The organism is Phyllobacterium zundukense, assembly GCF_002764115.1.
GTDB lineage: Bacteria > Pseudomonadota > Alphaproteobacteria > Rhizobiales > Rhizobiaceae > Phyllobacterium > Phyllobacterium zundukense.
This window is the reverse complement of record NZ_CP017940.1, coordinates 2,073,279-2,094,758: the sequence shown is the minus strand read 5'-3', so window position 1 is coordinate 2,094,758 and position 21,480 is coordinate 2,073,279. Positions and strand designations below refer to the sequence as shown.

Sequence of the window (21,480 nt, the reverse complement as noted above, 5' to 3'; positions counted from 1 at the left end):
CTGCCGGGAAGCCAGCCATGACTGAACACAGCGTCCGCAACTTCAACATTAACTTCGGCCCGCAACATCCGGCGGCGCATGGCGTTTTGCGCCTTGTGCTGGAGCTGGATGGTGAGGTGGTCGAGCGCGTTGATCCGCATATCGGCCTGCTGCATCGCGGCACCGAGAAGTTGATGGAGGCCAAGACCTATCTACAGGCGGTGCCCTATCTCGACCGTCTCGACTACGTCGCGCCGATGAATCAGGAGCACGCCTACGCGCTTGCCGTTGAGCGGCTGCTCGGCATCGAAGTGCCGAAGCGCGGCCAGCTCATCCGTGTCCTGTTCTCCGAAATTGGCCGTATCCTCTCGCATCTGCTGAACGTGACCACGCAGGCCATGGACGTCGGTGCGCTGACGCCGCCGCTCTGGGGTTTTGAAGAGCGCGAAAAGCTGATGGTGTTCTATGAGCGCGCCTGCGGCGCCCGCATGCACGCAGCCTATTTCCGCCCGGGCGGTGTACATCAGGATTTGCCGGACCAGCTGATCGAGGACATCGGCAAATGGTGCGATCCGTTCCTGCAAACGGTCAAGAATCTTGACGATCTGATTACCCCCAACCGCATTTTCAAGCAGCGCAATGTCGATATCGGCGTCGTGAAGCTGGAAGATGCCTGGGCCTGGGGTTTCTCCGGCGTCATGGTTCGCGGTTCAGGTGCCGCATGGGATCTGCGCAAGTCGCAGCCCTATGAATGCTATTCGGAAATGGAATTCGACATTCCGATCGGCAAGAACGGCGATTGCTACGATCGGTATCTGATCCGCATGGAAGAAATGCGCCAGTCCGTTCGTATCATGCGCCAGTGCATCGACCAGTTGCTTGGCAAGGAGCGGATAGGGCCCGTTTCCAACACCTCCGCCAAGATCGTGCCGCCAAAGCGTGGCGAGATGAAGCGATCTATGGAAGCGCTGATCCATCACTTCAAACTCTATACCGAAGGCTATCACGTGCCGGCGGGTGAAGTGTATGCAGCCGTTGAAGCGCCGAAAGGTGAATTCGGCGTGTTTCTTGTTTCCGACGGGTCGAACAAGCCTTATCGCGTCAAACTGCGCGCGCCGGGGTTTGCCCATCTTCAGGCCATGGACTTCATGTGCCGTGGTCACATGCTAGCCGACGTCTCCGCCGTCCTCGGCTCGCTCGATATCGTTTTTGGTGAGGTTGATCGTTAATGTCCGTCCGCCGTCTCGCAGAAGATAACGTCCAGCCAGCAGCGTTTGCGTTCAATCGCGAAAACAGCGCTTGGGCGAAACTTGCTATCAAGAAATATCCCAAGGGCCGCGAGCAGTCGGCCGTCATTCCGTTGTTGATGCGCGCCCAGGAGCAGGACGGCTGGGTCACCAGGGCTGCAATCGAACATGTGGCGACCATGCTCGATATGCCAATGATCCGCGTACTGGAAGTTGCGACTTTCTATACACAGTTCCAGCTAAAGCCCGTCGGTACCCGCGCCCACATCCAGGTTTGCGGCACGACGCCTTGTATGCTGCGCGGTGCGGAAGATCTGAAGAAGGTCTGCCAGCACAAGATCCATCACGATCCGTTTCATACCAACGAGGCGGGTACGCTGTCGTGGGAAGAGGTCGAGTGCCTTGGCGCCTGCGTTAATGCTCCGATGGTCATGGTGTTCAAGGACACCTACGAGGATCTGACGCCGGAGCGCCTCGAAGAAATCATCGATGCATTCGAGGCCGGAAACGGGGCTTCTGTTCCTGTCGGACCACAGATAGATCGTCATTTCTCCGCGCCTCAGGGCGAGCTCACGTCGCTGAACGAGGGCAATGGCGCAGCCAAACCGAAACGCGCTGCCAAGACCGGCGCGTCGGCGATCGCAAGCGTCCCGCCGTCGAATGCCGCCAAGCCGGTGACGCATGATGAGGCGACCAATGCCGCGATCAAATCGCCGTCCACGGTAAAGGCAACCAAAGCCGCTGAGGACGCCACGTCGAAGCCAGCTCCCAAGGCGCCAGCAGCTGCGCGGGCCATCAAGAACCCGCCGATTGCAGAAGGTTCGCTTTCCGAAAAGCCGGCGGTGCAGTCCGTCAAGGCACCGGCCGAGGCCGTATCACTTGAGGACAAGAACCGCCCTGCCGCGATCGAGAGGCCAGCTGTCACCGATGATCTCAAATTGATTGCCGGCGTTGGCCCGAAGATTGAAATCATTTTGCATGAGCTTGGCATCTATACCTATGCGCAGGTTGCGACCTGGAAGAAGGCCGAGCGTGAGTGGGTCGATAGCTACCTGAACTTCAAGGGCCGCATCGAACGCGACGACTGGGTCAAGCAAGCCAAGGCCTTGGCCAAAGGCGGCGAAGCAGAATACATCAAGGTTTTCGGCAAGAAGCCGAGATAAAAATGAATTAGCGGATGCAGATCGTGCATCCGCTGAAGAATGGACGAAGAGAGTAGGACCGGTGCGAAATGCTCGCTGACAAAGACCGCATCTTCACCAATATTTACGGCCTCAAGGACAAGTCCTTGAAGGGCGCGATGAGCCGTGGCCAATGGGATGGCACCAAGCAGATCCTTGAAAAGGGTCGCGATTGGATCATCAACGAGATGAAGGCATCGGGCCTGCGCGGACGCGGTGGCGCCGGCTTCCCGACGGGCCTCAAATGGTCGTTCATGCCCAAGGAAAGCGACGGCCGTCCGCATTATCTCGTCATCAACGCCGACGAATCGGAGCCGGGCACCTGCAAGGACCGCGATATCATGCGCCACGATCCGCACACGCTGATCGAAGGCTGCCTGATTGCGGGTTTCGCCATGGGTGCCAACACCTGCTACATCTATGTGCGTGGCGAGTATATTCGTGAACGTGAAGCGCTGCAGGCTGCGATTGACGAGTGCTATGATGCCGGTCTGCTCGGCAAGAACAACAAGAACGGTTGGGACTACGACATCTTCGTCCATCACGGCGCCGGAGCATACATTTGCGGCGAGGAAACAGCGCTGCTCGAAAGCCTTGAGGGCAAGAAGGGCCAGCCGCGTCTGAAGCCGCCGTTCCCAGCCAATATGGGCCTTTATGGCTGCCCAACGACCGTGAACAATGTTGAGTCCGTTGCCGTTGCACCAACGATCCTGCGCCGTGGCGCGGCTTGGTTCTCGGGTATTGGTCGCCCGAACAATGTCGGCACCAAGCTGTTCATGATTTCCGGACACGTCAACCGTCCATGCACGGTTGAGGACGCTATGGGCATTCCGTTCCGTGAATTGATCGAGAGACATGCCGGCGGTATTCGCGGCGGTTGGGACAACCTTCTGGCTGTTATTCCGGGCGGCGCGTCTTGCCCGGTCTTGACTGCTGCGGACATCATGGATTGCCCGATGGATTTTGACGGGCTGCGTGGCGTCAAGTCGTCCTTCGGAACTGCAGCCGTTATCGTCATGGACAAGTCAACCGATATTGTCCGGGCGATCGCGCGTCTCTCCTATTTCTTCAAGCATGAGAGCTGCGGCCAGTGCACGCCGTGCCGCGAGGGCACGGGCTGGATGTGGCGCGTCATGGAGCGCATGGCGACGGGTAACGCCCAGAAGCGCGAAATCGACATGCTGCTGGATGTGACCAAGCAAATCGAGGGTCACACGATCTGCGCTCTTGGGGATGCCGCTGCCTGGCCGGTTCAGGGTCTCATCCGCAATTTCCGCCCGGAGATCGAACGCCGGATCGATGAATTTTCACGCAACGCCGCATCAAGCCCTGTGCTTGTAGCTGCGGAATAAGGGTTGAAGGGCCGATGCCGGACACCGGAAACAAACGATTGGGCGCGGACTGGGCGGCTTTGATGCCGAAACAGGTAATTCCGGCTGCCAACCTGCTGGCGCCCCAATGGGGTGCGGCAGCTGCTGTTTCCGTGCTCGGTCTCGGTGTCGCCAGCCAGATGTGGGGCCTTTGGGCCGGCGCAATCGCAGGTGCTCTCGATGCAAACACCAGGCTCAAGCCTGCGACGAAAGACGAGAACGTTGCCGTTCCGCCGGTTGCTGTCGATGTGGATGCTTTGAGGACAATCATTCGCAAGAAGGCAGAGCATATTTCGCCGAAGGTTGTCGATGTTCCGGTCGTGCAGGTCAAAGCACCCGTTGCATCAAAGGCGCCGGTTCAGTCCGTGGCAGTCAAAACGGTGACGGTGCGCGACGATCTGAAGCTTATTTCCGGTGTTGGTCCCAAGCTCGAACAAGTGCTGAACGGTATGGGCATCCAGACCTACGCGCAGATCGCGGCCTGGACGGTCGAGGAAATTGCCAGGGTCGATGATCATCTGAAATTCGGCGGACGTATCTTGCGCGATGACTGGGTGGGGCAGGCAGCGGCTCTTGCTGGGGCAAGTACAAATTAGGTAGCGCGCCGGTTACTCTGGCGCGAGTGAATTGAAGGTGTTTCGGCCGCAAAGCTGAAATGCCAGATGAAAATGCGGAATGCTCCGCGAGGTTGGACGGACGATGGCAAAGATCAAAGTCGACGGTAAGGAAATCGAGGTACCGGATCACTACACGCTTCTGCAGGCTGCAGAAACGGCGGGTGCGGAAGTGCCGCGGTTCTGTTTCCATGAGCGTTTGTCGATCGCCGGCAATTGCCGCATGTGCCTCATTGAAGTGAAGGGTGGACCACCAAAGCCGGCTGCATCCTGCGCGATGGGCGTTCGTGATCTGCGTCCCGGCCCAAATGGCGAAACACCAGAGATTTTCACCAACACGCCGATGGTCAAGAAGGCCCGTGAAGGTGTGATGGAATTCCTTTTGATCAACCATCCGCTCGATTGCCCGATCTGCGATCAGGGCGGCGAGTGCGATCTGCAGGATCAGGCGATGGCGTTCGGTATGGATTCGTCGCGCTACAAGGAAAACAAGCGCGCCGTTGAAGACAAATATATCGGGCCACTCGTCAAGACGATCATGACGCGCTGCATCCACTGTACGCGTTGCGTCCGCTTTACGACGGAAGTCGCGGGTATTTCCGAGCTCGGTCTTATCGGCCGCGGCGAAGATGCCGAGATCACCACCTATCTTGAACATGCGATGACGTCGGAGCTGCAGGGTAATGTGATCGACCTTTGCCCGGTTGGCGCATTGACCTCGAAGCCCTATGCATTCCAGGCGCGTCCGTGGGAGCTGAATAAGACCGAATCCATAGACGTGATGGATGCTGTCGGATCGGCGATCCGCGTTGATACGCGCGGCCGCGAAGTGATGCGCATCCTGCCGCGCGTCAACGAGCAGGTGAACGAGGAATGGATTTCCGACAAAACCCGCTTCATCTGGGACGGTCTGCGTACGCAGCGTCTCGACCGGCCTTACATCCGCAAGGACGGACGGCTTGTCGCTGCAAGCTGGCCTGAAGCTTTTGAAGCGATCAAGGCCGCTGTTGCCAAGACCAAGGGCGACAAGATCGGTGCGATTGCCGGCGATCTAGCCAGCGTTGAGGAAATGTATGCACTGAAGGCACTGATGACATCGCTTGGCTCTGCCAATGTCGATGCGCGTCAGGACGGCTCGGCGCTGAATACGGCCAATGGTCGTGCGTCCTACATATTCAATCCGACCATCGACGGCATCGAACAGGCTGATGCAATCCTGATCGTAGGTTCCAACCCGCGCTTTGAGGCTTCGTTGCTCAATTCCCGTATCCGCAAGCGCTGGCGCGCTGCCGGAACGCCAATTGCCGTGATCGGCGAGCAGGCAGATCTGCGGTACAAGTATGAATATCTTGGTTCAGGAGCTGAGACATTGGTTGAACTCGCCAATGGTTCAGTGAAATTCCTGTCGGTTCTGAAAAAGGCCAAGAACCCGATGATCGTCATCGGGCAGGGCGCCTTGGCCCGCGCGGATAGCGCGGCGGTTTTGGGTCTTGTGGCAAAGATTGCCGCCGTTTCGGGCGCGTTGACGGACGAATGGAACGGTTTCGGTGTCGTTCACACGGCGGCGAGCCGTGTCGGTGCACTCGACATCGGCTTCGTGCCGGGGGCAGGCGGCAAGACAGTTGCCGAAATGAGGGGCAAGCTTGACGTATTGTTTCTGCTCGGCGCCGACGAACTGGATTGGCCGAAGAAGGACAAGGCCTTCACCGTCTATATCGGTACCCATGGCGATCAGGGCGCGCACAACGCCGACGTGATCTTGCCGGGTGCGACCTATACGGAAAAATCCGGTACCTTCGTCAACACGGAAGGCCGTGTGCAGATGACCAACCGTGCCGGTTTTGCGCCGGGTAACGCCAAGGAAGATTGGGCGATCCTGCGCGCCCTGTCGGATGTTCTCGGCAAGAAATTGCCATTCGACTCCCTGACGGCCTTGCGCTGGGCCCTCTATGAGGAGTATCCGCATCTCGCCGCGATCGACTCGATCGAGGCTGGCAATCCTGCCGACATCGAGAAGCTGGCAAATGCATCTGGCGTCGTTGAAAAAACGGCCTTTGTTTCGCCGGTCAAGGATTTCTATTTGACCAACCCGATCGCGCGCGCCTCGGCCGTCATGGCTGAATGTTCAGCGCTCGCCAAGGGCGGCTTCAAGCAGGCGGCCGAGTAGGCGGGGAAGAGACTGATATGGAAGAAATTTTCGCAACCTACATCCTGCCGCTGCTGATTATCCTCGGAAAATCGGTGCTGATGCTGGTGGCAATGTTGCTCATCATCGCCTACCTGCTTCTGGCGGATCGCAAGATCTGGGCGGCCGTTCAGTTGCGTCGCGGACCGAACGTGGTCGGTCCCTTCGGATTGCTGCAGTCCTTCGCCGATCTTCTCAAATTCGTCGTCAAGGAACCGATCATTCCGTCCGGCGCCAATAAGGGCATTTTCCTGCTTGCTCCTCTGGTTTCATCGGTTCTCGCGATGGCGGCATGGGCGGTTATCCCGGTCAATGAGGGCTGGGCGGTTGCCAACGTCAATGTCGGCATTCTCTACGTGCTCGCCATTTCCTCGCTGGAAGTCTACGGCGTGATCATGGCCGGCTGGGCTTCCAATTCCAAATATCCATTCCTCGGAGCACTGCGTTCCGCTGCGCAGATGGTTTCCTACGAAGTCTCCATCGGTTTCGTCATCGTCACCGTTCTGCTTTGCGTCGGATCCTTGAACTTGACCGATATCGTCATGTCGCAAAAGGATGGTCTTGGCACTATGCTGGGCCTGCCGAACTCGTTCCTCGACTGGCACTGGCTCGGCCTTTTCCCGATGTTCATCATCTTCTTCATTTCGGCACTGGCGGAAACCAACCGTCCGCCTTTCGATCTGGTCGAAGCGGAATCGGAACTTGTCGCCGGTCACATGATCGAATATTCGTCGACCGCGTTCCTGCTGTTCTTCCTTGGTGAGTACGTTGCCATCACGCTGATGTGCGCGCTGACCACCATCCTTTTCCTGGGTGGCTGGTTGCCTCCGGTGGATGTCTGGTTCCTGAATTGGGTGCCCGGGGTGATCTGGTTCCTGCTCAAGCTCTTCCTGTGCTTTTTCATGTTCGCCATGGTGAAGGCATTCGTTCCGCGCTACCGCTATGACCAGTTGATGCGTCTGGGCTGGAAGGTGTTCCTGCCGATTTCGATCTTCATGGTCATCGCGACCGCGGCCTTCCTCAAAATCACCGGCCTGACGCCGTAAGGAGAACCAGCATGGCACAACTCGCACAAGCTGCTAAGTCGCTCCTGCTTCTGGAATTCGTCGGCGCATTCTTCTTGTCGATGCGTCAGTTCTTTGCGCCGAAGGCGACCTTGAACTATCCGTTTGAGAAGGGCCCGATCAGCCCACGCTTCCGCGGTGAACATGCATTGCGCCGCTATCCCAATGGCGAAGAGCGTTGCATCGCCTGCAAGCTCTGCGAAGCGATCTGCCCGGCGCAGGCCATTACCATCGAGGCAGGACCGCGCCGCAATGACGGAACGCGCCGCACGGTGCGTTATGACATCGATATGGTGAAGTGCATCTATTGCGGCTTTTGCCAGGAAGCTTGCCCGGTCGATGCGATCGTTGAAGGGCCGAATTTCGAGTTCGCGACGGAAACTCGTGAAGAACTCTACTATGACAAGGACCGGCTGCTTGCCAACGGCGATCGCTGGGAACGGGAACTGGCGCGCAACATCGCGATGGATGCGCCGTACCGGTAAGATTGAGTGCGCGCTTGTGTCCTTGGTTCGGTTCTTCTACCGGACGGGAACATGCGCTAAGAGGCTGCGAATGCGCGGAAATGCCGCTCATCGCTCTAGAAATGGCAGGAAGACCTGCCGGAATGGAAATCGGGGGAACCCATGCTGACAGGTATCGCGGCGGCGTTTTTTTATCTCTTCGCCTTCATAACCGTCGCCAGTGCGTTCATGGTGATTGCGGCGCGCAATCCCGTGCATTCTGTGCTGTTCTTGATCCTCGCATTTTTTAATGCGGCGGGATTGTTCCTTCTAACTGGCGCTGAATTCCTGGCGATGATCCTTCTCGTCGTCTATGTCGGCGCGGTTGCGGTTCTCTTCCTTTTCGTCGTCATGATGCTGGACGTTGATTTTGCTGAACTGAAAAGCGGTGCCTTGCAATATGCGCCCATCGGCGCGCTTGTCGGGCTCATCCTTGCTGCCGAGTTGATCATCGTTCTGGGCGGATCGGTATTTGCGCCAAAACTCGGCACTGTGGCTTTCCAGCCAACGCCTGATGTGGCCACGCGCACCAATACGGCGGCGCTCGGCGATATTCTCTATACGGACTACATCTACTTCTTCCAGATTGCCGGTCTCGTGCTCCTGGTTGCAATGATCGGCGCGATCGTTCTTACGCTTCGCCACAAGCCGAATATCAAACGCCAGAACGTTTCGGAGCAGGTGGCACGCACGCCTGCAACGGCTATCGAGGTCAAACAGGTTGAAACAGGCAAGGGCCTGACAGAGGTGTCATGATGGAAATCGGTATCGCACATTATCTCACTGTTTCGGCCTTGCTGTTTACCCTCGGGATCTTCGGTATCTTCCTCAACCGGAAGAATGTGATCGTCATTTTGATGTCGGTCGAATTGATCCTGCTTGCAGTCAACTTGAACTTCGTGGCGTTCTCCGCCGCTCTCGGTGATCTGGTTGGCCAGATCTTCGCGTTGTTTGTCCTGACCGTTGCCGCCGCAGAGGCAGCGATCGGTCTTGCTATTCTCGTCGTGTTCTACCGCAATCGTGGGTCGATTGCCGTGGAAGACGTCAACATGATGAAAGGTTGACGGGGGCATGCTGTATCTGGCGATTGTCTTCCTTCCGTTGCTCGGTTTTCTGATCGCGGGCCTGTTTGGCTCGTCGATCGGGGCGAAGGCGAGCGAGTATGTCACGACTGGACTGCTGATCGTCTGTGCGGTCCTTTCCTGGATCGCATTCGGGACCGTGGCGCTGGGCCACGGCGAAGCGTTCAAGGTGCCGGTCATGCACTGGGTCGAGTCGGGTTCGCTGAGCTTCGACTGGGCGCTGCGCATCGACACGCTGACAGCGGTAATGCTGGTCGTCGTCAACACCGTCTCGGCACTGGTCCATACCTATTCGATCGGCTACATGCATCACGATCCGGATCGGCCGCGCTTTTTCGCCTATCTGTCGCTCTTCACTTTCGCCATGCTGATGCTGGTGACCGGCGACAATCTGGTACAGATGTTCTTCGGCTGGGAAGGCGTGGGCCTTGCGTCGTATCTGCTGATTGGCTTCTGGTTCAAGAAGCCTTCCGCCAATGCCGCCGCCATCAAGGCCTTCGTTGTCAACCGCGTCGGCGATTTCGGCTTCCTGCTTGGCATTTTCGCACTGTTCGTACTTTTCGACACTGTCCAGTTCGACACGCTATTTACTTCCGCTGCGCAGTATCTTCCGGCTGAAGGTGCGACTGAGGGCAGTCAGACTGTTCTGAATTTCCTGGGCTATGCGCTCGACAAGCAGGGTGCGATCACTATTGCCTGCCTGCTGCTCTTCATGGGCGCGATGGGCAAGTCGGCACAGTTCCTGCTGCACACCTGGCTGCCAGACGCCATGGAAGGCCCGACACCGGTTTCGGCACTGATCCATGCTGCCACGATGGTGACCGCTGGTGTATTCATGGTTGCGCGTTTGTCCCCGATCTTCGAACTGTCGCATACCGCCTTGATTTTCGTCACCTTTATCGGTGCGACCACGGCATTCTTTGCTGCAACAGTTGGCCTCGTCCAGAACGACATCAAGCGCGTCATCGCATATTCGACCTGTTCGCAGCTTGGCTACATGTTTGTTGCGCTCGGGCTCGGTGCTTACGGTGCCGGCATTTTCCACCTGTTCACGCACGCCTTCTTCAAGGCCCTGCTGTTCCTTGGAGCGGGCTCCGTCATTCACGCCGTATCCGATGAACAGGACATGCGCCACATGGGTGGTCTGCGCAAATTGATCCCTCAGACCTACTGGCTGATGGTCGTCGGTACGGTTGCGCTGACGGGCCTTGGCATTCCCGGCACACTTATCGGTACTGCCGGGTTCTTCTCCAAGGACATGATCATCGAGTCGGCCTACGCATCGCATAGCCCGGTTGCCGGCTATGCGTTCATCCTTCTCGTTATCGCCGCCATCTTCACCAGCTTCTATTCGTGGCGCCTGATTTTCATGACGTTCCATGGCAAGCCGCGTGCAAGCCATGATGTCATGCATCACGTGCATGAATCGCCCTATGTCATGCTGGTTCCGCTGTTCATTCTGGCATTCGGCGCGCTGTTTGCCGGTGTTGGCTTCCATGAGTATTTCTTCGGGCATGAGTATGCCGAGTTCTGGAAGGGTGCGATCTTTACCGGTCCGGAAAACGAGATCCTCGAAGAGCATCATCACGTACCGTTCCTGGTTGCTATGTCGCCATTCCTCGCAATGGCGGCCGGGTTCCTCGTGTCCTGGTATTTCTACATCCGCTCCCCGGAGACGCCGAAGCGGCTTGCTGCACAGCATCCTGGCCTCTACCAGTTCCTGCTCAACAAGTGGTATTTCGACGAGCTCTACGACTTCCTGTTCGTTCGTCCGGCCAAGGCTCTCGGCCGGTTCCTGTGGAAGCAGGGCGACGGCTGGCTGATCGACGGTCATGGCCCGGACGGAATTTCCGCACGTGTCGTTGATGTCACCAACCGGGTGGTGCGCCTGCAGACCGGTTACCTTTATCACTATGCGTTCGCGATGCTCATTGGGGTCGCCGCACTCGTCACGTGGATGATGCTCGGGAGCAACTTCTGATGACCGACTGGCCAATTCTCTCGACTGTTACCTTCCTGCCATTGGTCGGTGCCTTTCTCCTTCTGATGATCCGGGATGACAGTGAATCTGCACGGCGTAACATCCGCAATGTGACGCTGTGGACGACGATCATCACGTTCCTGCTGTCATTGCTGATCTGGTATTATTTCGACAATGGCCAGGCTGGCTTCCAGTTTGTCGAAAAGGCCGCTTGGCTTGATTCCGGCATCTCCTATCATATGGGTGTGGACGGCATTTCGATGCTGTTCGTCATCCTCACCACCTTCCTGATGCCGCTGTGCATCCTGGCAAGCTGGGAAGCGATCCAGACCAGGGTCAAGGAGTACATGATTGCGTTCCTGGTGTTGGAAACGCTGATGATCGGTGTCTTCTGCGCGCTCGATATCGTTCTGTTCTATGTGTTCTTTGAAGCAGTTCTGGTCCCGATGTTCATCATCATCGGTGTCTGGGGTGGCAAGCGCCGCGTCTACGCAAGCTTCAAGTTCTTCCTCTACACATTGCTCGGCTCGGTGCTGATGCTGCTGGCCATCATGGCGATGTACTGGCAGGCAGGTACGACCGACATTCCGACCTTGCTTGCCTATAAATTCCCGGCGTCGCTGCAGACTTGGCTTTGGCTGGCATTCTTCGCCTCTTTTGCGGTCAAGATGCCGATGTGGCCGGTACACACCTGGTTGCCGGATGCGCATGTGGAAGCTCCAACTGCAGCCTCCGCAATTCTGGCTGGCATCCTGTTGAAGCTCGGTGGATATGGTTTCATCCGCTTCTCGATACCGATGTTCCCCATCGCTTCGGCTGATTTCGCGCCGCTGATCTACACGCTGTCCATCGTCGCTATCATCTACACATCGCTCGTCGCGCTGATGCAGCAAGACATCAAGAAGCTGATCGCCTATTCGTCCGTGGCCCACATGGGCTATGTCACAATGGGTATCTTCGCGGCCAACGAGCAGGGTATCCAGGGGGCAATTTTTCAGATGCTCTCGCACGGGCTAGTCTCGAGCGCGCTGTTCCTCTGTGTCGGTATCGTCTACGACCGCACCCATACACGTGAGATTGCGGCCTATGGCGGTCTCGTCAACAACATGCCGAAATATGCTGTGGTGTTCATGATCTTCACCATGGCCAATGTTGGCCTGCCTGGAACCTCAGGCTTTGTTGGTGAGTTCCTTACTTTGCTGGGCGTCTTCCGCGTCAACACATGGGTTGCGCTGTTTGCCGCCAGCGGCGTCATTTTCTCCGCAGCCTATGCACTCTGGCTCTATCGCCGTGTCATATTCGGTTCGCTCGACAAGGAGAGCCTGAAATCGCTTCTGGATATGTCGCCGCGTGAAAAAGCCGTGATCTATCCGCTGGCAATCCTGACAATCTTCTACGGCGTTTATCCGATGCCTGTCTTCGATGCGACGGCAAGCTCTGTCCACGCCCTGATCAATCAATACAATAACGCGCTGTCTTCAGCTGCCACCCTGGCGCTGAAATAGCAGGAAGAGGCCAAACCGACATGATTCCCAACTTGACGCTTATGGCTCCTGAACTGCTGATTACAGTGGGCGCACTGGCTCTGCTGATGATCGGGGCGTTTTCCGGTGAAAGGGCAAACGCGCTGGTCCATGGCCTCGCAGTTGCGTTGCTGCTCGCGGCGCTGGCGCTGGTCGTTCTTTTTCCCGAGGATGGCCATGTGTTCGGGCGCGCTTTCGTCAGCGATCCATTCTCGCGCTTCATGAAGGTGCTGACCCTGGTTGGATCGGTTGTCACGCTCGTCATGTCCGCAGGTTTCGCCAAGGCAGAAAAATTCGACAAGTTCGAATTTCCGATCCTGATCCTGCTGTCCACTCTCGGCATGCTGCTCATGATCTCGGCAAACGACACATTGTCGCTTTATCTCGGCCTGGAATTGCAGTCGCTTGCGCTCTACGTCGTCGCTGCCATCAATCGTGACAATGTGCGTTCGACGGAAGCCGGGTTGAAGTATTTCGTGCTTGGCGCCTTGTCGTCAGGAATGCTGCTCTACGGCATTTCACTGGTCTACGGATTTACGGGACACACGGGCTTCGAGGCGATCGCTCAGGCGCTGGGCGGCTCCGAACGGCAGCTTGGCGTCGTGTTCGGTCTCGTATTCATCTTCGCTGGACTTGCCTTCAAGATTTCTGCAGTGCCGTTCCACATGTGGACGCCTGACGTTTATGAAGGCGCGCCCACACCGGTTACGGCCTTTTTCGCCAGTGCACCAAAAATGGCTGCCATGGCATTGCTGACCCGCGTCGCGGTCGAGACGTTCCAGCCTATCACCCATGACTGGCAGCAGATCATCGTCTTCATTGCTATCGCATCGATGGTCCTGGGCGCCTTTGCGGCGATTGGCCAGCGCAACATCAAGCGGCTGATGGCTTATTCTTCCATCAGCCACATGGGCTACGCACTGGTTGGGCTCTCCGCTGGCACTCTGGTCGGTGTGCGCGGCGTTGCGATCTACATGCTGATCTATCTGGTCACCACGCTCGGGACATTTGCATTCATTCTCGCGATGCGGCGCAAGGAAGGCAATGTTGAGCAGATTGGCGATCTTGCAGGCTTGTCGCGCACCAATCCGGTTATGGCGACAATTCTGACAATCCTGATGTTCTCGCTTGCCGGTATCCCGCCGCTCGCCGGATTCTGGGGCAAATGGTACACCTTTCTCGCTGCGATGCAGGCCAACCTTTATGCTTTGGCAATCATTGGCATCGTGGCGTCGGTCGTGGGGGCTTTCTACTACCTGCGCATCATCAAAATCATGTGGTTCGATGAACCGGTAGGCGCCTTCGTACCAGTGGCCGGTGAACTGCGCCTCGTGCTCGGCGTGTCCGGCCTGCTGGTGCTCTTCTATGTTCTGATCGGTGGACCGGTCAGCACGTATGCGGAAGCCGCCGCCAAGACGTTCTTCTAAGGCCGGGAGCCCAATGGGATTCTCACTTTCGCCCCTGGCACAGCAAAACGGTTTTCGGCTGGAGGCGTTTGAGACGGTCGGCTCGACCAACGCTGTTGCGCTGGAGCGGGCGCAGGCTGGCGATCCGGGAAAATTATGGATCGTCTCCAAAAGCCAGCAAAGCGGCCGTGGCCGACGCGGCCGCGCCTGGGCAACATCGCAGGGGAACCTTGCCGCTTCACTGTTGCTGACCGGGAATTTTGAACTGAAAACTGCCGCCACGCTGGGCTTCGTTGCCGGGCTTTCGCTTGCGGATGCTTTGGACGCCGTCTGTCCGGCTGCGACTTTTTCAGTTGGTCTCGACGGAGCAGGAAATGCCGGAGCCGGCAAATCGCCACTGCGCGTCGAACTCAAATGGCCAAACGATCTTTTGGCCGGTGGCGCAAAGCTCGCGGGTATTTTGCTCGAATCGACGCAATTGCCGGATAACCGCTTTGCGATCGTCATTGGCATTGGTGTCAATGTCGTTGCATATCCCGACGACGTTCCCTACCCGGCGACGTCGCTAGCCCGTCTTGGCGCTGATTGTGATGCGGAAACCTTGTTTCTGGCGCTCTCCGACGCCTGGGAAGAGAACAGCCGCATCTGGGGCGAGGGACGCGGACTGGCCGAAATTCGCAAGCGCTGGCTCGCACGCGCTGCCGGGCTTGGCGGCGAAGTTGCCGTGCGAGTCGACGGAACGGTGCTGCGTGGTATATTCGAAACGATTGACGAGGACTGCCGCTTCGTTATTCGCGACAATGATGGAGAGCGGGTGAAAATTGCCGCCGGTGATGTCCATTTTGGTGCAGTTGCGTCGGCAAGTGCTGAATAGAATTCAGTTTTTAGGAGTATAAATGGCAAATTCCGATCAAGCGGAACTTGTTTTCCTTCCCTTGGGTGGTGTCGGTGAGATCGGGATGAACCTGGCCATGTACGGCTATGGTCCCGCGCACAAGCGTGAGTGGGTCGTGGTTGACATGGGCGTGAGTTTCGCCGGTCCTGACCTTCCGGGTGCCGATCTCGTGCTGCCCGATATTCGCTTCCTGCAGGCCGAGCGCAATAATCTGAAGGGCATTGTGATCACGCATGCTCATGAAGATCATTATGGCGCCTTGCTTGATCTGTGGCCGATGCTGAATGTTCCCGTCTATGCGACACCCTTCACGGCCGGCTTGCTCGAAGCAAAGCGCCAGTCGGAACCGGGCGCCCCAAACATTCCGGTGACCATCTACCGCGCCAGTGAAACCTTCAATGTTGGTCCGTTCGAATTCGAGGCGCTCGCTGTTACGCACTCGATCCCGGAGCCTGTTTCGCTGGCGATCAAGACGCCGCTCGGCACGGTCATTCACACCGGCGACTGGAAGATGGATCCCGAGCCGTCGCTGGGGCCACTCATCAATGAAGCGCGTTTCCGCGCACTTGGTGACGAAGGCGTGCTCGCCTTGATGTGCGATTCGACCAATGCCCTGCGCGATGGCGAATCCCCGTCCGAACGGGAAGTCGGCGAGAGCCTGCGCGAGATCATCGAAAAGGCCCGCGGCCGCGTGGCTATCACCACCTTCTCGTCCAATGTCGGGCGTATCCGGTCCATCGCCTTGGCGGCTCGCGACGCAGGTCGCCAGGTTCTGGTACTTGGCCGCTCGATGAAGCGCATGATCGATGTGGCAAGTGAGCTCGGTTATCTTGATGGCGTTCCGGAATTCCTTGCCGAGGACGATTATGGCTTCATTCCTCGCGAGAATATGGTCATCATTCTGACCGGCAGCCAGGGTGAACCGCGCGCCGCATTGGCAAAACTGGCCCGAGACGAAATGCGCAGTGTTGCACTGTCTGCTGGCGACACGGTGATCTATTCCTCGCGTCCTATCCCGGGTAATGAAAAGGCAATTATCGATACGAAGAACCTCCTGATCGAACAGGGCGTTCACGTCATTTCCGACGGCGATCAATTGGTGCACGTTTCGGGCCATCCTCGGCGCAACGAATTGAAGCGCATGTATGCATGGGTGCGTCCGCGCATCCTTGTACCGGTCCATGGTGAGGCGGCGCATCTCGTAGGGCAGGGATCTCTTGCCGCAATGGCCGGGATTCCGGAAGTGCCGCAGGTGCGCAACGGCGACGTGCTGCGGTTGGCACCGGGCAGAGCTGAAATCATCGATCAGGCTCCATTCGGACGTTTGTACAAGGATGGAAAGCTCATCGGCGACGAGGAAGAGGTCGGCATCGTTGACCGGCGCAAACTTTCATATGTCGGACATGTTGCCGTCTCGATGCTGCTCGACGAGAGATACAATATCCTTGAGGATCCGGAGATCGTCCCGATTGGCCTTCCCGAAAACGACGATGAGGGGGAGCTTCTCGAAGATTTGCTCTATGACGCGGCGGTTGGTGCAGTACAAAGCATTCCACGTGAAAAACGCAAGGATATAGCCATGGTCCGTGAGGCCGTGCGCCGGGCGGTACGCGCTGCGACCAATGAAGTTTGGGGCAAAAAGCCGATCGTCACAGTCTTTGTGACCAGGCCCTGAGGTAACAATGCTTGGCCGTCTCAACCATGTCGCGATTGCCGTGCCGGATCTGGCTGCCGCGTCCGCGATTTATCGCAATACGCTCGGCGCGAAACTGACCGAACCCCAGATGCTGCCGGAGCATGGCGTAACGGTCGTCTTCATCGATGTCGGCAATACGAAGATCGAATTGCTGGAACCGCTGGGTGTGGATTCACCAATCGCTGCATTTCTGGCAAAGAACCCTTCAGGCGGCATGCATCATGTCTGCTACGAAGTGCCCGATATCGTGGCAGCGCGCGACAGGCTAAAAGAGCAGGGCGCCCGCATCCTTGGAGACGGCGAGCCAAAGATCGGCGCACACGGCAAACCCGTTCTGTTTCTTCATCCGAAGGATTTCAACGGGACGCTGATTGAACTGGAGCAAGAGTAAAATGCCAATCGCAACTGCAATGGCAGTCTATTTCATCCTCTGGTGGCTGACGCTCTTCACCATGCTGCCGATTGGCCTGCGTACCCAAGCTGAAGAAGACGATGTCACGCTGGGCACAACTCCCAGCGCTCCGCACAAACATCGCATGGGCAGGGTTTTCCTGCTTACGACAATTATCTCGGCCGTTATCTTCGCCATTTTCTATGTGGTAAATCAAAAGCTTGGCTACGGCGTCGACGATATACCGGTATTCTTCCCTCAGCTTAATTGAATTGGGCAATCAAGGCCCGGTTCGTTAGCCAGCAAATCGGTCGGAAACGCCAAACTGGATCCCTTCTTAAACAATTTTTTTAATAGCAATCAGTAGATGTAAACAACCGGAACCGAAAAACCGTGCGCGGGACGATTCTGACAATGCTCGATCTCAGTTTATTGGCCAGTCGATAAATCACTTTAAAAAACAACTGCAGCATATTGAATCCAGGAATAAAAACAAAAAAAATGCAAGGCTTTCACCTTGCATTTGAAGATCGCGTCCGACCTATTCCACTTGCGTGGCGGCTGCGGAAAACCGCGCCAAAGGTCACATCCTCCCAAGACTTTGACCGCGTAGGAAAGCAGAAATATTCTCACTTTCTCCTTATGATTAAAAAAATAGCGGAGTGCCTTCGAAATGTCACGAAAAATATTCGTTCAAGTCATTTTTTGCTTACAAATCTGGCAGCGAGGTGAATCCTCCTTAAATTCCACGCTCTTTCATTTGCAGTTGCGGGTTCCCAATCCGCTGTGAAGCCGGTAAGAAACATCGACTTTGCACTTGGTTTTGCCTGATTCTTAAAGCACTCAGGCAGTGTTCAATTTGGTGATTCTCAATGCGCCTTTCCCGCTATTTTCTGCCCATCCTTAAAGAAAACCCCAAGGAGGCGGAAATCGTCTCCCATCGGCTGATGTTGCGCGCCGGTCTGATTCGCCAGGAATCGGCCGGTATCTATGCCTGGCTGCCGGCTGGCTTGCGCATTCTCAACAAGGTGAGTGACATTATCCGCGAGGAACAGAACCGCTCCGGTGCGATCGAATTGCTCATGCCGACGATCCAGTCTGCCGATCTGTGGCGCGAAAGCGGTCGCTATGATGCCTATGGCGACGAAATGTTGCGTATCAAGGATCGCGGCGAGCGCGAAATGCTGTACGGCCCGACAAATGAGGAAATGATCACCGAGATTTTCCGTGCTTATGTGAAGTCCTACAAGGATCTGCCGCTCAATCTCTACCACATCCAGTGGAAATTCCGCGACGAGCGCCGCCCGCGCTTTGGCGTGATGCGCTCACGTGAATTCCTGATGAAGGACGCCTATTCCTTCGATCTCGATTTTGAGGGCGCCAAGGCAGCATACAACCGCATGTTCGTCGCCTATTTGCGTACTTTCTCGCGCCTGGGGATCAAGGTGATTCCGATGCGTGCCGATACGGGGCCCATTGGTGGTGAACTCAGTCATGAATTCATCATTCTCGCTGAAACGGGTGAAAGCCAGGTCTTCTGCGACCGCGCCTACCTCGATTTGCCGGTGCCGGGACCCGACACGAACTTCGATGACGATGCACAGATCGCTGAAATCGTGACGCGGTGGACCGCGCCCTACGCGGCGACCGACGAAATGCATGATGAGGCAGCGTGGGGCGAGGTCGGTGCATCCGACCAGCTCGCCGCGCGCGGCATCGAAGTCGGCCACATTTTCCACTTTGGTACGAAATATTCCGAACCTATGGGTGCAAAGGTAAGCGGCCCCGATGGCAAGGACCATCTGGTGTCGATGGGTTCCTACGGCATCGGGCCGTCGCGTGTCATTGCGGCGATTATCGAGGCATCGCATGATGAGAATGGCATCATCTGGCCGAAAGCCGTTGCGCCGTTTGGCGCCGGCATTGTTAATATGAAACCAGGCGATGAAGGCTGCGATGCGGTTTCGACGAAGCTTTACGAAGCGCTGACAAATGCAGGCCTTGAGCCATTGCTGGATGACACGGATGACCGCCCTGGCGCAAAATTCGCGAAGATGGATTTGATCGGACTGCCAACGCAGGTGATTGTCGGTCCGCGCAGCGTTGCCGCGGGCGAGGTCGAGATCAAGGATCGTGCGACTGGTGCGCGTGAGACCTTGAGCATTGAAGCTGCAATCAACAAGCTCGCGGGACCTGCGAACTTTCAGGCGGGAATTCTATGAGCGAACAGGCCGTCACCGCGACATCCGGTTCCAAGCCGTTCTCAGCCTATGAACGGATGATTGCGTGGCGCTATCTGCGCGCTCGGCGCAAGGAAACGTTTATTTCGGTGATTGCCGGCTTCTCATTTACCGGGATCATGCTGGGCGTCGCGACGCTGATCATTGTCATGGCTGTCATGAATGGCTTCCGCAGCGAATTGCTGACTCGCATTCTCGGTATCAACGGCCATGTTATCATGCAGCCAATGGATCGGCCGCTCGATGACTATGATGCGGTGATCAAGCGTATCGACGCTATTCCAGGCGTTTCCTTTGCCATTCCTGTAGTGGAGGGGCAGGTGCTGGCCAAGGGTAACGTCGGAGCGGGCTCTGGCGCTTTGGTGCGCGGTTTGCGTGAAGAAGATATCGCCAAGCTCAAGCTCGTTTCGAAAAATGTCCGTCAGGGCACGTTCGAGGAGTTCAACACTGCAGGCGGCGTCGCCATTGGTACGCGAATGGCGGAGAATATGGGGCTGGGTCTTGGCGACCGGCTGACCTTGATTTCTCCGGACGGAGACGTGACACCGATCGGCATGGCACCGCGCGTAAAATCCTATCCGGTGACAGCGATCTTCGAGATTGGCATGTCCGAATATGATGCTTCGATTGTGCTGATGCCGCTCGAAGAATCGCAGCTCTATTTCAACCAGGAGAACAAGGTTCAGTCGATCGAGATATTCGCTGACAACCCGGACAATGTGGATGCACTGAAGAAGCCGATCGAGGATGCAGCGCAGCGGGCGCTCATGCTCACCGATTGGCGCCAGCGCAACCAGACCTTTTTCTCGGCACTGCAGGTCGAGCGTAATGTCATGTTCATGATCCTGACGCTGATCGTCCTGGTTGCGGCGCTTAATATCATCTCCGGTCTGATCATGCTGGTGAAGGACAAGGGGCATGACATCGCCATCCTGCGAACGATGGGCGCGACGCGAAACTCGATCCTGCGTATCTTCCTGATGACCGGTGCGGCTATCGGCGTAACCGGGACAATTGCCGGCGTGTTGCTTGGCGTGCTGGTCTGCCTGAATGTGGAGCGTATACGGGAGTTCTTCTCCTGGCTGTCAGGCACCACGCTTTTCAATCCGGAACTGTATTTCCTCAGCACGCTGCCCGCCAAGATGGATTTCAATGAAACCTTTTCGGTCATTCTCATGGCGCTAGTCCTGTCATTTCTGGCAACGCTGTTTCCCGCGTGGCGCGCAGCTAAGCTCGATCCCGTCGAAGCATTGAGGTACGAATAGAATGGCAGGCGGGGCAATTCTTCAACTGACGAGTGTTGGCCGTCGGTACAGCGAGATCGGCCGGGAAATCATCATCCTCGACGATGCAAACTTTTCACTTGGCAAGGGTGAAATGGTTGCGCTTGTGGCACCCTCGGGTGCCGGCAAGTCGACATTGTTGCATACCGCCGGATTGCTTGAACGTCCCGATAGCGGTGACGTGATCCTTGACGGTCGATCCTGCGGTACGCTGTCGGACGAGGACCGCACGGCCATTCGTCGCAATGATATCGGCTTCGTTTATCAGTTTCATCATCTGCTACCTGAATTCTCCGCACTGGAGAACGTGATGATGCCGCAGATGATTCGCGGCATGAAACCGGGCGTCGCGTCCGAGCGAGCACAGCAATTGCTCGACTACATGAAGGTTGGCGCGCGTGCTTCGCACCGGCCAAGCGAACTCTCCGGTGGCGAACAGCAACGTGTGGCAATTGCCCGTGCCGTGGCGAACGCTCCATTGGTTCTGCTGGCAGACGAGCCAACAGGCAACCTTGATCCGGTGACGTCGTCCTATGTGTTCGAGGCGCTGGAAGCCCTGGTTCGCCAGTCCGGTCTCTCTGCGATGATCGCAACCCACAATTTCGAACTCGCGCGCCGCATGGACCGGCGCGTGACGCTCAAGGACGGCAAGATCACCAGCCTCTGATCGATTCGCGCCCTTTTCATTTTCCTTCCATTAATATTTCAAAAACCATAGCGCCGATAGGCGCTTTGGTACGCTTGACTTTAGAACAAAAATAGAACAAAACATAGACATAGAGACAACGACGAAGGGTTTTACCGATGAGCGAACTTTTCCAGGACGTTATGTCATTCGTT

Annotated in this window: 19 protein-coding genes; all 19 read left to right on the top strand. The window is 56.8% G+C overall.

The window, feature by feature from the left end:
* Nucleotides 1-17: 17 nt before the first annotated feature.
* The 19 genes from BLM14_RS10500 to BLM14_RS10410 all read left to right on the top strand — a co-directional run bounded on the left by BLM14_RS10500 (nt 18) and on the right by BLM14_RS10410 (nt 21,307).
* Nucleotides 18-1,208 (top strand): NADH-quinone oxidoreductase subunit D, encoded by a 1,191-nt coding sequence (locus tag BLM14_RS10500; protein ID WP_099999311.1) that lies wholly within the window; start codon nt 18-20, stop codon nt 1,206-1,208.
* On the top strand, nt 1,208-2,389 hold the full coding sequence (locus tag BLM14_RS10495) for an NADH-quinone oxidoreductase subunit E (protein ID WP_099999310.1): 1,182 nt from the start codon (nt 1,208-1,210) through the stop codon (nt 2,387-2,389). Before BLM14_RS10500 ends, BLM14_RS10495 begins: the two co-directional genes overlap by 1 nt.
* A gap of 68 nt (nt 2,390-2,457) precedes the next feature.
* Nucleotides 2,458-3,759 carry an NADH-quinone oxidoreductase subunit NuoF gene (gene nuoF, locus BLM14_RS10490; protein ID WP_099999309.1) on the top strand — a complete coding sequence of 434 codons (1,302 nt, stop codon included), beginning with the start codon at nt 2,458-2,460 and terminating at the stop codon, nt 3,757-3,759.
* A gap of 62 nt (nt 3,760-3,821) precedes the next feature.
* Complete coding sequence (locus BLM14_RS10485; protein WP_133123846.1) at nt 3,822-4,373, top strand: NADH-ubiquinone dehydrogenase; 552 nt, start codon at nt 3,822-3,824, stop codon at nt 4,371-4,373.
* 103 nt (nt 4,374-4,476) lie between these two features.
* On the top strand, nt 4,477-6,558 hold the full coding sequence (gene nuoG, locus BLM14_RS10480) for an NADH-quinone oxidoreductase subunit NuoG (RefSeq protein WP_100001195.1): 2,082 nt from the start codon (nt 4,477-4,479) through the stop codon (nt 6,556-6,558).
* Nucleotides 6,559-6,575: 17 nt separating this feature from the next.
* Nucleotides 6,576-7,622 (top strand): NADH-quinone oxidoreductase subunit NuoH, encoded by a 1,047-nt coding sequence (gene nuoH, locus BLM14_RS10475; RefSeq protein WP_099999307.1) that lies wholly within the window; start codon nt 6,576-6,578, stop codon nt 7,620-7,622.
* An 11-nt stretch (nt 7,623-7,633) separates the two neighbouring features.
* Nucleotides 7,634-8,125 carry an NADH-quinone oxidoreductase subunit NuoI gene (gene nuoI, locus BLM14_RS10470; protein WP_099999306.1) on the top strand — a complete coding sequence of 164 codons (492 nt, stop codon included), beginning with the start codon at nt 7,634-7,636 and terminating at the stop codon, nt 8,123-8,125.
* Nucleotides 8,126-8,266: 141 nt separating this feature from the next.
* Nucleotides 8,267-8,899, top strand: coding sequence for an NADH-quinone oxidoreductase subunit J (locus BLM14_RS10465; RefSeq protein WP_099999305.1), 633 nt, complete (start codon nt 8,267-8,269; stop codon nt 8,897-8,899).
* A complete protein-coding gene (nuoK, locus tag BLM14_RS10460; protein WP_099999304.1) occupies nt 8,899-9,207 on the top strand; it encodes an NADH-quinone oxidoreductase subunit NuoK in 309 nt (102 codons plus the stop codon). Before BLM14_RS10465 ends, nuoK begins: the two co-directional genes overlap by 1 nt.
* Nucleotides 9,208-9,214: 7 nt before the next feature.
* Nucleotides 9,215-11,206 (top strand): NADH-quinone oxidoreductase subunit L, encoded by a 1,992-nt coding sequence (gene nuoL / locus BLM14_RS10455; RefSeq protein WP_162293147.1) that lies wholly within the window; start codon nt 9,215-9,217, stop codon nt 11,204-11,206.
* Nucleotides 11,206-12,711: an NADH-quinone oxidoreductase subunit M gene (locus BLM14_RS10450; RefSeq protein ID WP_099999303.1), complete on the top strand. Its 1,506-nt coding sequence runs from the start codon at nt 11,206-11,208 to the stop codon at nt 12,709-12,711. The genes nuoL and BLM14_RS10450 overlap by 1 nt, the downstream gene beginning before the upstream one ends.
* A gap of 20 nt (nt 12,712-12,731) precedes the next feature.
* Nucleotides 12,732-14,156, top strand: coding sequence for an NADH-quinone oxidoreductase subunit NuoN (nuoN, locus tag BLM14_RS10445; protein ID WP_099999302.1), 1,425 nt, complete (start codon nt 12,732-12,734; stop codon nt 14,154-14,156).
* Between the two features lie 13 nt (nt 14,157-14,169).
* Complete coding sequence (locus tag BLM14_RS10440; RefSeq protein WP_099999301.1) at nt 14,170-15,009, top strand: biotin--[acetyl-CoA-carboxylase] ligase; 840 nt, start codon at nt 14,170-14,172, stop codon at nt 15,007-15,009.
* A 22-nt stretch (nt 15,010-15,031) separates the two neighbouring features.
* Complete coding sequence (locus BLM14_RS10435) at nt 15,032-16,705, top strand: ribonuclease J (RefSeq protein WP_099999300.1); 1,674 nt, start codon at nt 15,032-15,034, stop codon at nt 16,703-16,705.
* Nucleotides 16,706-16,712: 7 nt separating this feature from the next.
* A complete protein-coding gene (gene mce / locus BLM14_RS10430) occupies nt 16,713-17,117 on the top strand; it encodes a methylmalonyl-CoA epimerase (RefSeq protein WP_099999299.1) in 405 nt (134 codons plus the stop codon).
* Nucleotide 17,118: 1 nt separating this feature from the next.
* Entirely contained in the window at nt 17,119-17,388 is a 270-nt protein-coding gene (locus BLM14_RS10425) for a DUF1467 family protein (RefSeq protein ID WP_099999298.1), read from the top strand.
* 601 nt (nt 17,389-17,989) lie between these two features.
* Complete coding sequence (proS, locus tag BLM14_RS10420) at nt 17,990-19,339, top strand: proline--tRNA ligase (RefSeq protein ID WP_099999297.1); 1,350 nt, start codon at nt 17,990-17,992, stop codon at nt 19,337-19,339.
* Entirely contained in the window at nt 19,336-20,622 is a 1,287-nt protein-coding gene (locus tag BLM14_RS10415; protein ID WP_099999296.1) for a lipoprotein-releasing ABC transporter permease subunit, read from the top strand. Before proS ends, BLM14_RS10415 begins: the two co-directional genes overlap by 4 nt.
* Before the next feature lies 1 nt (nt 20,623).
* A complete protein-coding gene (locus tag BLM14_RS10410) occupies nt 20,624-21,307 on the top strand; it encodes an ABC transporter ATP-binding protein (protein ID WP_099999295.1) in 684 nt (227 codons plus the stop codon).
* Nucleotides 21,308-21,480: the final 173 nt, after the last annotated feature.

Excerpts from the sequence above, each read along its gene's own strand:
- BLM14_RS10410 (WP_099999295.1), top strand. The coding sequence starts at position 20,624 with ATGGCAGGCGGGGCAATTCTTCAACTGACGAGTGTTGGCCGTCGGTAC.
- nuoI (WP_099999306.1), top strand. The coding sequence starts at position 7,634 with ATGGCACAACTCGCACAAGCTGCTAAGTCGCTCCTGCTTCTGGAATTC.
- mce (WP_099999299.1), top strand. The coding sequence starts at position 16,713 with ATGCTTGGCCGTCTCAACCATGTCGCGATTGCCGTGCCGGATCTGGCT.
- nuoN (WP_099999302.1), top strand. The coding sequence starts at position 12,732 with ATGATTCCCAACTTGACGCTTATGGCTCCTGAACTGCTGATTACAGTG.
- nuoH (WP_099999307.1), top strand. The coding sequence starts at position 6,576 with ATGGAAGAAATTTTCGCAACCTACATCCTGCCGCTGCTGATTATCCTC.
- BLM14_RS10435 (WP_099999300.1), top strand. The coding sequence starts at position 15,032 with ATGGCAAATTCCGATCAAGCGGAACTTGTTTTCCTTCCCTTGGGTGGT.
- nuoL (WP_162293147.1), top strand. The coding sequence starts at position 9,215 with ATGCTGTATCTGGCGATTGTCTTCCTTCCGTTGCTCGGTTTTCTGATC.
- BLM14_RS10495 (WP_099999310.1), top strand. The coding sequence starts at position 1,208 with ATGTCCGTCCGCCGTCTCGCAGAAGATAACGTCCAGCCAGCAGCGTTT.
- proS (WP_099999297.1), top strand. The coding sequence starts at position 17,990 with ATGCGCCTTTCCCGCTATTTTCTGCCCATCCTTAAAGAAAACCCCAAG.
- BLM14_RS10500 (WP_099999311.1), top strand. The coding sequence starts at position 18 with ATGACTGAACACAGCGTCCGCAACTTCAACATTAACTTCGGCCCGCAA.
- BLM14_RS10465 (WP_099999305.1), top strand. The coding sequence starts at position 8,267 with ATGCTGACAGGTATCGCGGCGGCGTTTTTTTATCTCTTCGCCTTCATA.
- BLM14_RS10440 (WP_099999301.1), top strand. The coding sequence starts at position 14,170 with ATGGGATTCTCACTTTCGCCCCTGGCACAGCAAAACGGTTTTCGGCTG.
- BLM14_RS10450 (WP_099999303.1), top strand. The coding sequence starts at position 11,206 with ATGACCGACTGGCCAATTCTCTCGACTGTTACCTTCCTGCCATTGGTC.
- nuoF (WP_099999309.1), top strand. The coding sequence starts at position 2,458 with ATGCTCGCTGACAAAGACCGCATCTTCACCAATATTTACGGCCTCAAG.
- nuoG (WP_100001195.1), top strand. The coding sequence starts at position 4,477 with ATGGCAAAGATCAAAGTCGACGGTAAGGAAATCGAGGTACCGGATCAC.
- BLM14_RS10425 (WP_099999298.1), top strand. The coding sequence starts at position 17,119 with ATGCCAATCGCAACTGCAATGGCAGTCTATTTCATCCTCTGGTGGCTG.
- BLM14_RS10415 (WP_099999296.1), top strand. The coding sequence starts at position 19,336 with ATGAGCGAACAGGCCGTCACCGCGACATCCGGTTCCAAGCCGTTCTCA.
- nuoK (WP_099999304.1), top strand. The coding sequence starts at position 8,899 with ATGGAAATCGGTATCGCACATTATCTCACTGTTTCGGCCTTGCTGTTT.
- BLM14_RS10485 (WP_133123846.1), top strand. The coding sequence starts at position 3,822 with ATGCCGAAACAGGTAATTCCGGCTGCCAACCTGCTGGCGCCCCAATGG.